Genomic DNA, 11,474 nt, shown 5'->3' with positions numbered 1-11,474 from the left:
ATTTTTTGTGTGGTTATTCCTTGCGCCAAGCCCGCATGACGCAATGCGCGCCAGCCGCGACAAATGCCGAGACAAGCAGGAATTCGGTACGGGTCTCGATGTCGAATGACAGAACTGCGATCCAGCCGATGATGATCCAGTGGGCCACGTAGAATACGGTGACGCCTTGGCTCCACTCGCTCAGAAGCCGGACGGGCTGTCGCAGGGCGCGCAGGGGCGCGACCAGACCGCAGCACCACGTCCAGAACGGGACGAAGCCGATGATGAAGAGCACCAGCAGCGGGTACGGCCGGTAGAACGAGCGGGCGAGATCAGGAAAAGCCAGTAGTAGCAGTCCTGTCACCGTGGCGACCGTGAGTCCGGCCATGCCAAGGCGGAACAAACACTGTCTGCGGTCTTCGGCCAAGGTCAGCGTGCGCCCGAAGGCAAGCCCGACCAAGGGATAGGCAAGCCACGGAAAGAGCGGGAAAAAAGTGTTCGGCCGCTTTCCCCATATCGGGGCCAGCAGCATGTCGACCGGCGGTATGCCGGTATGCAGCCCCCAGAGCAGGGGGGAGCACAGGGCGACTGTCGCCGCCAGAAGCAGCAGCCCCGGACGTCCCAGCCGGTTCAGCCGGAAGAGACCGAAAATCACTAGCGCCAGTCCCGCAAAGTGCAGGATGTCGATTTCGTACATCTGGGGCAGGACCTCCATGGGCGGGATGTCCTTGGTCAGCGCATATCCTGCCTCGGGCATGAGCCGCAGCACGTTCAGCGCATATCCTGCGCCAAGGAGCAGCAGGCCGCGCCGTATGAGCTGTCCCGGCGCGGTGTGCGAGGAAAAGGCCAGCGACGCGCCCATCAGGAACATGAAGACCGGAGCGGCTGGGACCGATCCGAGCAATTCGACCACGGCGCGCATCGAAATCAGGTCCGGGCCTTCTGGCGCGAGAAACATCTCGACGTGGATCATGACCATGCAGAGGACCGCGAACCCGCGCGCAACATCCATCGCCGCGACCCTGTCGTGGGAAACGTGTTTGTTCATGAGCGCACCTCTACACCGATTTCAAGGCGTGCGCTTGATGTCTTGGATCAAATGGGGCATTGCCCAATGCATGCCCATTATCGACGACTCATCATACCATCCCCGGTTTCCCTTCACCAGCGGTCATTTGCAGACCATGTTCCCGGTGCTGGCCCGCCCTCACCCTCCTGTTTCCTTTGAGCGGGAGCGTATCGAAACACCTGACGGCGACTTCATCGACCTCGACTGGAGCCGTGTGGGGTCGGATCGCGTGGCGGTCATTTCCCACGGGCTGGAGGGCAACTCCCGGCGCAAGTACGTGGCCGGGGCCGCGCTGGCCCTGAACCGTGCGGGCTGGGATACGGTGAATCTGAACTTCCGGGGCTGCTCCGGCGAGCCCAACCGTTTGCCGAGGCTCTATCACTCCGGCGTCACGGACGACCTGCATACCGTGCTGACCCACACGCTGGAGCGGGGCGGGTACGCCGAAGCCGGGCTGGTGGGCTTCAGCATGGGCGGCAACCAGACCCTCAAGTATCTCGGCGAGAACCCCGACCTTGTGCCTGACGAAGTGCGCCGGGCCGTGGTCTTTTCCGTGCCCTGCCACCTCTCCGGAGCCGCAGAGGTCATGGGACGCCCGGCAAACCGCGTCTACATGGCCTATTTTCTGCGCGGCCTCAGAGAAAAGGTCCGCGAGAAGGCGGCACGATTTCCGGAGCTCGACATCTCCCTCCACGGGCTGGACGACATTCGTACCTTCGAGGTCTATGACGACCGCTACACCGCGCCACTGCACGGGTTCGACGGAGCGCAGGATTACTACGCCCGCAGCTCGTCGTTGCAGTTCCTGGAGAATGTCGGTGTGCCCACGCTGCTGGTCAACGCCTGTGACGATCCGTTTCTGTCGGCGTCGTGCTACCCGGAGCGGGCGGCCCGGACGAACCGGAACCTGCTGCTGGAAACGCCTCGACACGGCGGGCATGTGGGATTCGTGGCCTTCGGCGGAGACCTGTACTGGTCGGACAGACGCCTCGCGGCGTTCTTTGCCGCGGATCAGGAGATGCGGTAGACGGGTTTTTCGGGATTGAGGCCCTCGCCGTCGTCACGGCGTAGAACGTCGGGCTCATGGCCGTCATAGGTCACGCCTGTCACCACCTCGAAGGGATCGTTGGAACCGATGACCTGACGCAGGTCGTCGTATTCGAGCCGGATCTTGCGCTCGTCGAACGTGCCCACGTCCTTCCAGCGGCAGACAAGCGAGCCGATGCCGGTAGCCTTGCATTCGCAGAGCATGTCGTTCTTCGTGAAGCCGCGCATGAAGCTGGCGAGCCGGATCATGCGGGATTTTCCGTCCACGTGTTCATAGGGGTGCTCTTCGCTGTCCACGAAGACCTCCATGCCGAACTGGTCGTCAAGGCAGACCCCGCCGCCGCTGTAGGGCACGTCGAGGCGCTTGCCGATGGCCGTTTCCACGGCCTGCTGCAGCTTCTCCGGTTCCGGCCCGTAGCTATGCCGTTCAGGAGTTCTCCCCATCGTCTGCTCCCGAAGGCGCTCACGCCCGCCTTGATGGTGGGGCGCCTGAGATGCAGGAGGCCGAGGGCGAAGTAGTTGCCGACCAGCGTTATGTCGAGTTTCATGTCCGGCTCCCGTCCTTGATCAGTTCGTCCACCAGCTTGCCGACCTCGTCAGGTATGGGCGGCTTGCCGTATTTGTCGAGGACCTTCCTGTCCAGATGCATGGCGAGGATGAGCTTGCAGAGCATGACCGCCTCTTCCAGCTCTCCGTTGAGCCGCAGGCTGTGGTCGAGGTGGTCGGCGCATTCGCCCCATTGCCCAAGCTCGTAGTGGACGCGCGCCATGTTGTAGTGCAGGTGGTCGTCGCTCTCGGTGAGCTCCATGGCCCGGGTGTAGTACTGCACGGCCTCGTCGAAGAGTTTCGCCTTGCGCAGGCTGATGCCGAACTCGTTGAAGAGGTGTTTGTGCTCTTCGTTGAAGGCGGCGTCGAGCTTGACGATGTCCCGGAAGACCGCCTTTGCCCGGCGCTTGGCCCCGCGCTGGGCCAGAACGATGCCGAGGCCGAAGATGGCCCGGACGTTGAGTTCGTCGATCTCCAGCGCGCTGCTGTATTCGAGTTCGGCCTCGTCGCGCTCTCCTACCAGCCGGTGCAGGTCCCCGCGTTCAAGCGTGCGGTGCAGCTTGACCATGGCGGGCTCCACCTTGGTGAGGTGTATCTCCACCTCAGGGGTGAATTCACGGAAGAGCTTGTCGCCAGTGATGATGGTTTCTTCCCCTACGGGCACGAACTGGGAGTTGATCTTGCGCACCGCGTAAGCGTCCTCGGCCTGCTGCTCCACCATCCAGAGGATCTTGCTGTCCTGCTTGCGCTTGGTGGTGCCGGTGCCGATGGTCAACTCCCGGGTGGTGGAAAAGGCACACCGGACCAGCTCGTCGAGGCTGTCGATGCCCTGATGTCCGAAGTCCGGCTCATTGGGGGGTAAACGCGGCGGTTTTCTCTGCATTATTTGCTCGTCCTGAAAGCTACGAGTACAGGGGAGGACGTCAAAATGCCAGTATAATGCTGAAAAAGCGTGTGGACATTTGTGTCCGAAGTCTTACCATTGTTTCCCGGACGTTGCCAGCCGGAGTCTTTTCCGATAAGCAGAAACACCGCGCCCGGCGCGCGAAGAGTAACCGACACGGGGGAATCAATGCCCATATATGAATACGTTTGCAAGGATTGCGGCAAGGAGTTCGAGGAACTGGTCTTCAGTCATGACGAAATCCCGGCGTGCTCGGAGTGCAAGTCCGGCGCGACCGAAAAGCTCATCTCCGCCTGCAGGACCCGCATGGGCGGAGCCGCTCCCGAAACCGAATCCGAATCGACCGCAGCGCCCAGCGCGCCGTCAGGCTGTGCAGGCTGCGTCGGCGGCGACTGCTCCAGCTGCGGCTAGACTTCTTACATCCCGAGCGACATGAAACAGAAAATCACCATCGCCACCAGAGGCTCCAAGCTCGCCCTCTGGCAGGCCGAGCACATTTCCGCACTGCTCCGGGCCGAGCACGAAGGCCTTGAGGTCGAACTGCTCAAGATCAAGACCAAAGGCGACAAGATCCTCGACGTCCCGCTGGCCAAGGTCGGCGGCAAGGGCCTTTTCGTGAAGGAGATCGAGGAAGCGCTCCTCGACGGACGCGCGGACATCGCCGTGCATTCCATGAAGGACGTGCCCACCGAACTGCCCGAAGGCCTTGAGGTCGGCATCATCCCCGAGCGCGAGGCAGCCACCGACTCGCTTCTTTCCGTCAAGTACGACGGCCTGAAGAACCTGCCCCAGGGGGCCGTGGTCGGCACCAGCAGCCTGCGCCGCCAGTCCCAGCTTCTTTATCTGCGGCCGGACCTGACCATCGAGTCCCTGCGCGGCAACCTCGACACCCGCGTGGGCAAGCTCATCGACGGCCAGTTCGACGCCATCGTGGTGGCCACCGCAGGCCTCAACCGTCTCGAAATTTCCGCGCCCAAGGTCGAAATCCTCGGCCCGCCGGAGTTCCTCCCGGCCGTGGCGCAGGGCGCGCTCGGTATCGAATACCGCATCGAGGACAAGGAAGTGCAGGACATGCTCGCCTTCCTCGACCATCAGGCCACCAAGCATCAGGTGCTGGCCGAGCGCGGTTTCCTGACCGGCCTCGACGGCGGCTGTCAGGTGCCCATCGCGGCGTGGTCCCGTCTGGACGGCGAGAGCATCACCCTTGTGGGCTTCGTGGCCGACGTGGACGGCTCCCGGCCCATCCGCATGGAACTCTCCGGCCCGGTGGACGAGGCGTGGGACATCGGTTCCCGTCTTGCCGACAAGGTGCTTGCCGCCGGTGCCAAGGAGATTCTCGACGAAGTCTACGAGCGTTGCTAGCCGTGGACGAACACGCGGCAGCCATGGATGAGCTGACCCGGATTCCGGGGGTGGGCAGAAGCATCGCGCAGGATCTCTACGACCTCGGGTTTCGCCGGGTGGAGGATTTGCGGGATCAGGACCCAGAGGCCATCTATCGCAGCCTCATGGCCCTCATGGGCGAGCACGTGGACCGCTGCGTTCTCTACGTGTTCCGCTGCGCGGTATATTACGCCTCACATACCTTCCACGACCCCGACAAACTCAAGTGGTGGAACTGGAAAGACACCGAGATCATCGAAAAAGCATGACAATGTACGGCCCGCTTCGGCGGGCCTTTTTATTTGTCTGTTCAGGGGAGGCTAGGCCGCCAGAGAGCAGAATCGCTTCATGGCAACACTTTGCGATTCGACCCTGATGGTGTCGATGTTTTCGTAGTGCTTGTGCAGCAGCGAGACATGGGTCGGGTCGAGGAAACCGCTGGTGCTCATGGAGCCCAGGACTTCCAGAGCCTGAGACTTGCTCATGCCTGCGCGGTATGGACGGTCTTCGGTCAGGGCGGTGAACACGTCGGCAACTGCCATGATCCGCGAGCCGGTGGAAAGCTGGCTTGCGAGCAGGCCGTGCGGATATCCGCGTCCGTTGAGCCGCTCATGGTGCTGGCAGGCCCAGTGGGAGATGTCGGCAAAGCCGGAGATGCCTGACAGAATGGTTTCACAGATTCCCGGATGGCTTCTGACTATTTCGAATTCACTGTCCGTCAGTCCGCCCTTTTTCTCGATGATCTCCGAGGGGACGGCGAGTTTGCCGATGTCGTGCAGGAGCCCAGCGAGCTTGAGGGTGCGGGTTTCTGTTTCACTCAGCCCGGCAAGCCTGCCGAGCGCCGCTGCTGTCTCGGCAACGCCGCAGGAGTGCGTGGCGGTGAAGCGGCTCCGGAAGTCGATGACGTGCGAAAAGGCGTCGGCAAAGTCCAGAAGTTCGCTCTGCGGAATGATGGTGTCTTCGAGGGTGTCTTTCCAACTGCCCTTGCTGCCGCTGCCGAGCTTGTGGTGCAGGATCAGAATGTCCCGGGTCAGGGTGCTCAGGGTGCGCGGCGAAAAGACCGTACCGGAGAGCCGGTGCAGGCGGTCGATGTGTTCGGGCTGCCCGTCGGCGGCGTCAACGCGGTCTGCGAGGTTCAGGATGTTGGCCAGCAGGGCCTCGTCCGCCGGGACGTCCTCGCCGATGCCGTTCCACGGAGTGTGATGCAGGCGGATGAGCCGGGCCGGGCGCTGCAGGTGCGGAACCCGGGCCACGAGCCGGTAGCCCAGCTCGGCGTGTCGGATGTCGGAGAACTCGAAGTCAAGGGCGTCGATGCGGCTCTTGAGGCTGAACGCACCGATGTCGTGGAGCAGAGCGGCCAGATAAAGGTCGCCGAGATCCTTTTCAGGCAGGTTCAGGGAATGGGCCAGTGTGGTGGCGATTTCGGCCGTGCGTCTGTGGTGTCCAACCACTTCGGGACTGATGAGGTCCAGCGCGCCGGAAATGCCGACCATGAGGTCGATGATTTTTACGTGCATAATACGTCCTTTTGAAGCCTGACCCCTTTTTCAAGACCCTGTCAATAGGAAAGTCCATGCCTTTTTCTTCCTCTGGGAGGGCGTTTTCTTCCTGACCGAAAAACCCGTGTCATACTTGCCGGGCCGGGGAGAAAACCCCGAAAACGGGAGGTAAATCATGGCAGTGGGCATTGTGGCCGCGCTGGCCGGGCTCTTCTCCACCGTGGTGGACGGCGTGACCGGACACCTCAGGCAGCGGCAGGAACTCAAGAAGACGGTCATGGAGAACAGGATGCGGTTGGCGTCCAGCGACCGCGAGTTCAATCACGAATGGGAGATGCGCCAGTTGGAAAACACCGGCTGGAAGGACGACGTGCTCTTTTTCGCATGGATCGGATTTTTCATCTGGAGCGGGGTGTTCCCCGAGAAGGCGGGCGAGGTCATCCGCGCGTGGGAGCTGCTGCCCCAGTGGTTTCTGGAGATAACCTTCTGGATCGTGGCCGCGGTGCTGGGCGTCAAGAAGATCGGGGACTATCTGCCCGGCATGGCGCGCGGCCTGCGCGACGCCCTCGGAGGCCGGTCATGACCCCGGCGGAGTCGGCGCAGGAGGTCCGGGAGCTTCTGGTTCGCATCGACGAGCGGGTCCGGGCGGTTCAGGAGGACATTCGCGAGATCAACGACACAAGGCGGTGCCACTCGCACCGCGAACGCATCCGCACGCTGGAACGGATGCTCTGGGGCTGCATGGCCTGCGTGACCGGACTTGGCGTGCGCCTGCTCTACGATGTGTTTCGCTAGCGGGTCAGGCGTTTGATGGCGGCGCTCATGCGCGCGGCATCGTCAGTCTCCCCCTGACGGGAGAACTGGGCTTCTGCCCGGCGGTATTCGCGCAGCGCGCCGCCCTTGTCGCCGGACTTCTCAAGTGCCTCGGCGTAGAGGGCGCGCAGTTCGGTGTTTTCAGGATTGATGGACAGGGCGAAGTGCATGTCGCGGGCAGCCTCCTCGAACCGGCCGAGTCCGGTGAGCGCACGGGCGCGCCCCTCAAAGGCGGCACCCGAGTCCGGGCGCAGGGACATGGCCTCGGAAAAGGCCCGGTAGGCCTCGTCATGGCGTTTGAGCTCAAGCAGGGCCACGCCGAGGCTGAACCACGGATCAAAGGCCCCGGGCGCGAGGGCGATGGACTGATGGTAGTCCTCGATGGCGCGCTCGTGGTCGCCGAGCCGTGAATGGATCGTGGCTCGCTGGGCATAGGCTTCGGAGAATGAGGGGTTCTTCTCGATGGCTCCGGTCAGGGCCTTGATGGCCTCCTGCGACTTGCCGAGCTCAAAGAGCGTGTACCCGAGCAGATAGCGCGCCTTGGCGTCCGAGGGCTTGATATCCACGGCCTTTCTCAGGTCCCGTTCAGCGGGTTGCGGCAGGCCGGAGCGGAGATAGGCCAGCCCTCTGTAGAACCGGGCGTCGAAGTTTTCCGGGTCCAGATGCACGGCCTCGGTGAGGATGCCGATGGCGCTTTCGCGGTCGAGGAAGTCGCCTTCGTGAAACATGGAGAGGGCTTCCGAGACCTTCTGGGAGGCCGTGGCTTCCCGCCGGTCCTGCTCGGACATGGGGTGGTGCTCCACCTCGCCCTTGTTGACGATGCGCTTGAGAACACAGCCGGAGAGAAGCGACGCGGCAATGAGGAGAACAATCGTGAGACGTGCGAACATCCGTTGGGGATACTCCCGGCGGGGCCGGGCGTCAACGTGAAGAAAGAAGGACATGATGGACGAACTCTATACACCGAGAAAGCATCAGGCGCGGATCGAACAAAATCTTGCGAGGTTTTCCGTTCTGGTCTGCCACCGCCGTTTCGGCAAGACCGTGCTTTCCGTCAACCGCCTGATACAGGAGGCCCGGCGCACCACGTTGCCGGACTGGCGGGGCGCGTATATCGCGCCGCTCTATAAACAGGCCAAGGCCGTGGTTTGGGATCACCTCAAGCATTTCTGCGGGCTGGGGCTGGATGGCTGCGACGTGAAATTCAACGAGTCCGAGCTGCGGGCGGATTTTGCAAGCGGCGCGCGCATCCGGCTCTTCGGCGCGGAAAACCCGGACTCGCTGCGCGGTCTCTACCTCGACGCGGTGGTTTTCGATGAAGTGGCCCAGATGCCTTACCGCATCTGGAGCGAAGTGGTGCGGCCCGCGCTTTCGGACCGCAAAGGGTGGGGCATGTTCATCGGAACGCCGCAGGGCAAGAACGCCCTCTATGAGCTCTGGAAGCGGGCGCAACTGGACGATGAATGGTACGCGGCAATGTTTCGCGCCTCGGAGACGGGCGTGCTGGACGATGCGGAGTTGCAGGCGGCGCGGCGGGAGATGAGCCCGGAAGAATATGAACAGGAGTTCGAGTGCTCGTTCACCGCAGCCATTCGCGGCGCATACTTCGGCGGACTCATGGCCGACACCGAACGGGACGGGCGCATCGGCGCGGTTCCGGTGGACCCGGTCATGCCGGTCCACACTGCATGGGACCTCGGGATGAGCGACTCCACGGCCATCTGGTTCGTACAGGCGGGGCCGGGCGGGGAGTTTCGCGCCGTGGATTACTACGAGGCCACCGGTCAGGGGCTGGATCATTACGCCAAGGTGCTGGACGGCAAGGGGTACAAATACGGCCGCCACATCGCCCCGCACGACATCCGGGTGCGCGAGCTCGGCACGGGCCGGTCCCGGCTGGAAACGGCCCTCAAGCTCGGCATCCGCTTCGACATCTGCCCGAACATCCCGGTGCAGGACGGCATCAACGCGGTGCGGCAGGTGCTGCCGCGCTTTCGGTTTGATGCAGCACGTTGCGAGGCGGGCATCGACGCCCTGCGCCATTACCGGCGCGAATTCAACGAACGCGTCGGAGACTTCACGCCCCGTCCGGTTCACGATTGGACCAGCCACGCCGTGGACGCCTTCCGCTACTTTGCGGTGGGATTTCGTGAGGAACGGGCGGGCGTGCGTCCCGGGAGAACGAACAACGACTACAACCCATTCAGGAGGAACTAATGGAAAACTGCATCAACAACTGTCCTCGCGGGGACAGGACAAGGGATGATCTTTGCAGAATTTGCAAAACGTGCCCTGACAGGACGTTTCACATGAGTGACTGTTCGCTGCACAACTTGCCCGCACAAAGGGCGGGCAAGTGTGACTGCGGGGTCGAGAAGGCTAAAGCATCTCGACGACTTCAGGAATAGCCTTGTCCCCGTCAGTTGTAGCCTTGGCGGGGGCCCTCAAAGGTTTCACCGTTATTGGTCAACTCATCAATCCGGTCAACGCGAAAGAGTTTCCAGCCCAGTCTACCACTCTCGCTATGCCCTGCCGTCTGGTAGCAACGAAGCAATGGCTGCTGCTCCCTGCCGTAGCCGACGCAATGTGGCTCAACGATCCTTTCGCCTCCGTTATACTGGCAGATCAAGATTTGTCTGTTTCTGATGGCTTGAGCTATTTTCGTGACCATGTGGCCCTCCTTTTTTATACTGATAGCATGTGGAGTATTGTTTTGCTAATAAAAAATAGAAAAGCACCCCAGCCCTTCCAGGGCTTCCCCTCGCCGGAGCGGTACGAGTGGTTTCGGGCCGAGGACGAGGAAGGCCTGTTCGCGTGGGTGGCGCTTGCCGAGAGCGGCGAGGACATGGAGCTGCATCTTGAGGCGGTCCGCTGGGGACCGCAGGCGCGGCGTTCGATGACCAGCGATCTGGAGTGGGTCAAGGCCGAGGCCCGCAGGCGCGGCAAACGGCGGCTCATCGGGCTGAAAGCCGAGGCCGGGCAACACCCGGACCCGCGCTGGGCAAAATTCGTGGGCCTGTTCGGATTCGGGAATATCGGCGTGGTGCAGACCGCCACGCTGGAACTGTAGCTTTCGGGCCGTCGGACAATGTTCCGGCGGCCCGTTTTTCGGGCGGTGGGCGCACGTATCCACGGAATGGTTTCCGCCTTTACTGCGGAGCGTGATCGAGGTGCTAGGCCGAGAGGGCCATGACGTTGCCGCCCAGCTCGGGAGCCTGACGGTTCACGTGGGTGATGTCCATGGACATGCTGAAGTCGAAGTTCGGGTGGGTTTCGCTGTTGAAATTGGTCTCGGTGGTGTGCACGGAGCGGGTGGAAGAGAGGTCCTGATCCACGAAGGTGTATTCAGTGGTGTGGGTGTCAAGGTCCTCGACATTGTTGACCACCTGCCGAGAGCTGTCCTCGTTGTAAGTCCGGCTGCTCTCCTGAATGTTGTAGGTGGTGGAGTTGTCCGGACGGTTGGTGATGTTCGTGTCATGCGCGAATTCCGTGGTGGAGGCGTCCACGTTCTTGATCTCGCGGTTTTCCACGTTGCTCGTGCGGTGCTGGTCCACGTCGTTCACGAAGTTGGTCTCGCTGTCGTAGTGGGCCTGCGTTTCATAGCTCAGGTTCGAGGTGTGCTCGTTCTGGGTTATCTGCTTGTTCTCGGTCTTGTTGTTCTCGACGTTGGTTTCGGACAGGTCCATGGTGGTGTCGCTGGAGCTGTCGATGTTCTGGTTCAGTTCTTCAACGTTTTCGGTGTTGATGTTGCGCCGGGTGCTGTAGTCCGGGTTGAACTCGCGCGTGATGTTTTCGGTCACGCCGTTGTCCATGGTGATGTCGCTGGTGCTGTTGTTGATGTACGAGTTCGTGTTGCTGAAATCGTAGTATGCGCCGCCCTTGGCTTCTTCCTTGGTCGGCGGCTGGCCGCCCTTGACGGTGTCGAGCATGTTGGCCGATGCGTAGCCGCTGCCCACGGGAATCCACAGGAAGTCGGTCTCTTCAGGTTCCCAGCCCTTCTCTTCCACGATGCGCTGGGTGTTCTTGGCGGGCCAGTTCAAAGTGTGGCCGATGCCGGGGCCGTGCCAGTCGGTCATCTTGTGCGGACGTACGTAGCCGCTCGGGCTGACTGGCGTATAGCCGGAGATGTCGGGTGCCGCGCCAAAGCCGAGGGGCGGGACGGTAATGGCGCCGCCCGCGCCGACGATGGGGGAGAGACCCACTGGCGGAGCCGAGAGTCTGCCCGCAGAGCCGG

The 11,474-nt window shown here is 62.2% G+C and carries 15 protein-coding genes; 8 read left to right on the top strand and 7 right to left on the bottom strand.

Annotation, left to right across the window (positions count from 1 at the left end; genetic code table 11):
• Positions 1-13 precede the first annotated feature (13 nt).
• The gene (locus JCM12178_RS06025) at positions 14-1,027 is read right to left on the bottom strand and encodes a heparan-alpha-glucosaminide N-acetyltransferase domain-containing protein (RefSeq protein ID WP_054649647.1); all 1,014 of its coding nucleotides are present in this window, start codon (positions 1,025-1,027) and stop codon (positions 14-16) included.
• 37 nt (positions 1,028-1,064) lie between these two features.
• On the opposite strand from JCM12178_RS06025, the gene JCM12178_RS06020 reads away from it, so the two are divergent.
• A complete protein-coding gene (locus JCM12178_RS06020) occupies positions 1,065-2,075 on the top strand; it encodes a YheT family hydrolase (RefSeq protein ID WP_439646695.1) in 1,011 nt (336 codons plus the stop codon).
• Here JCM12178_RS06020 and JCM12178_RS06015 read toward each other — a convergent pair.
• Both JCM12178_RS06015 and JCM12178_RS06010 read right to left on the bottom strand, forming a co-directional pair.
• Positions 2,060-2,539 carry a hypothetical protein gene (locus JCM12178_RS06015; RefSeq protein WP_054649645.1) on the bottom strand — a complete coding sequence of 160 codons (480 nt, stop codon included), beginning with the start codon at positions 2,537-2,539 and terminating at the stop codon, positions 2,060-2,062. The two genes, JCM12178_RS06020 and JCM12178_RS06015, sit on opposite strands and share 16 nt — an antisense overlap.
• A 100-nt stretch (positions 2,540-2,639) precedes the next feature.
• On the bottom strand, positions 2,640-3,524 hold the full coding sequence (locus JCM12178_RS06010) for a tetratricopeptide repeat protein (RefSeq protein WP_054649643.1): 885 nt from the start codon (positions 3,522-3,524) through the stop codon (positions 2,640-2,642).
• Between the two features lie 189 nt (positions 3,525-3,713).
• Here JCM12178_RS06010 and JCM12178_RS06005 point away from each other — a divergent pair, with 189 nt between their 5' ends.
• The 3 genes from JCM12178_RS06005 to JCM12178_RS05995 are packed head-to-tail and all read left to right on the top strand — an operon-like array spanning position 3,714 to position 5,197.
• Positions 3,714-3,956: an FmdB family zinc ribbon protein gene (locus tag JCM12178_RS06005; RefSeq protein ID WP_054649641.1), complete on the top strand. Its 243-nt coding sequence runs from the start codon at positions 3,714-3,716 to the stop codon at positions 3,954-3,956.
• A gap of 21 nt (positions 3,957-3,977) precedes the next feature.
• Positions 3,978-4,907 carry a hydroxymethylbilane synthase gene (gene hemC / locus JCM12178_RS06000; RefSeq protein WP_054649639.1) on the top strand — a complete coding sequence of 310 codons (930 nt, stop codon included), beginning with the start codon at positions 3,978-3,980 and terminating at the stop codon, positions 4,905-4,907.
• 2 nt (positions 4,908-4,909) lie between these two features.
• On the top strand, positions 4,910-5,197 hold the full coding sequence (locus JCM12178_RS05995) for a helix-hairpin-helix domain-containing protein (protein ID WP_083465758.1): 288 nt from the start codon (positions 4,910-4,912) through the stop codon (positions 5,195-5,197).
• 51 nt (positions 5,198-5,248) lie between these two features.
• Here the strand turns inward: JCM12178_RS05995 and JCM12178_RS05990 are convergent, their stop codons facing one another.
• Positions 5,249-6,445, bottom strand: a complete 1,197-nt coding sequence (locus JCM12178_RS05990) for an HD domain-containing phosphohydrolase (protein ID WP_054649637.1) — start codon at positions 6,443-6,445, stop codon at positions 5,249-5,251.
• A 157-nt stretch (positions 6,446-6,602) separates the two neighbouring features.
• Between JCM12178_RS05990 and JCM12178_RS05985 the strand changes: the two genes are divergently transcribed.
• Positions 6,603-7,010: a hypothetical protein gene (locus JCM12178_RS05985; RefSeq protein ID WP_054649635.1), complete on the top strand. Its 408-nt coding sequence runs from the start codon at positions 6,603-6,605 to the stop codon at positions 7,008-7,010.
• Entirely contained in the window at positions 7,007-7,222 is a 216-nt protein-coding gene (locus tag JCM12178_RS05980) for a hypothetical protein (RefSeq protein ID WP_054649633.1), read from the top strand. The genes JCM12178_RS05985 and JCM12178_RS05980 overlap by 4 nt, the downstream gene beginning before the upstream one ends.
• On the opposite strand, the gene JCM12178_RS05975 is transcribed toward JCM12178_RS05980, so the two are convergent.
• Positions 7,219-8,130, bottom strand: a complete 912-nt coding sequence (locus JCM12178_RS05975) for a tetratricopeptide repeat protein (protein ID WP_054649631.1) — start codon at positions 8,128-8,130, stop codon at positions 7,219-7,221. The two genes, JCM12178_RS05980 and JCM12178_RS05975, sit on opposite strands and share 4 nt — an antisense overlap.
• Positions 8,131-8,182: 52 nt before the next feature.
• Here JCM12178_RS05975 and JCM12178_RS05970 point away from each other — a divergent pair, with 52 nt between their 5' ends.
• The gene (locus JCM12178_RS05970; RefSeq protein ID WP_054649629.1) at positions 8,183-9,457 is read left to right on the top strand and encodes a terminase large subunit domain-containing protein; all 1,275 of its coding nucleotides are present in this window, start codon (positions 8,183-8,185) and stop codon (positions 9,455-9,457) included.
• 202 nt (positions 9,458-9,659) lie between these two features.
• Here JCM12178_RS05970 and JCM12178_RS05965 read toward each other — a convergent pair whose 3' ends face one another.
• The gene (locus JCM12178_RS05965; protein ID WP_054649627.1) at positions 9,660-9,911 is read right to left on the bottom strand and encodes a WYL domain-containing protein; all 252 of its coding nucleotides are present in this window, start codon (positions 9,909-9,911) and stop codon (positions 9,660-9,662) included.
• Between the two features lie 42 nt (positions 9,912-9,953).
• Between JCM12178_RS05965 and JCM12178_RS05960 the strand changes: the two genes are divergently transcribed.
• A complete protein-coding gene (locus tag JCM12178_RS05960; RefSeq protein WP_054649625.1) occupies positions 9,954-10,310 on the top strand; it encodes a hypothetical protein in 357 nt (118 codons plus the stop codon).
• A gap of 103 nt (positions 10,311-10,413) precedes the next feature.
• On the opposite strand, the gene JCM12178_RS18615 is transcribed toward JCM12178_RS05960, so the two are convergent.
• A partial coding sequence (locus JCM12178_RS18615) for a hypothetical protein (protein ID WP_172677073.1) occupies positions 10,414-11,474 on the bottom strand: 1,061 nt, incomplete at its 5' end.

The organism is Salidesulfovibrio brasiliensis JCM 12178, assembly GCF_001311825.1.
In the GTDB taxonomy this organism is placed as follows: domain Bacteria; phylum Desulfobacterota; class Desulfovibrionia; order Desulfovibrionales; family Desulfovibrionaceae; genus Pseudodesulfovibrio; species Pseudodesulfovibrio brasiliensis.
The sequence above is the reverse complement of the archived record's forward strand: the minus strand, read 5'-3'. Positions and strand labels throughout refer to the sequence as shown.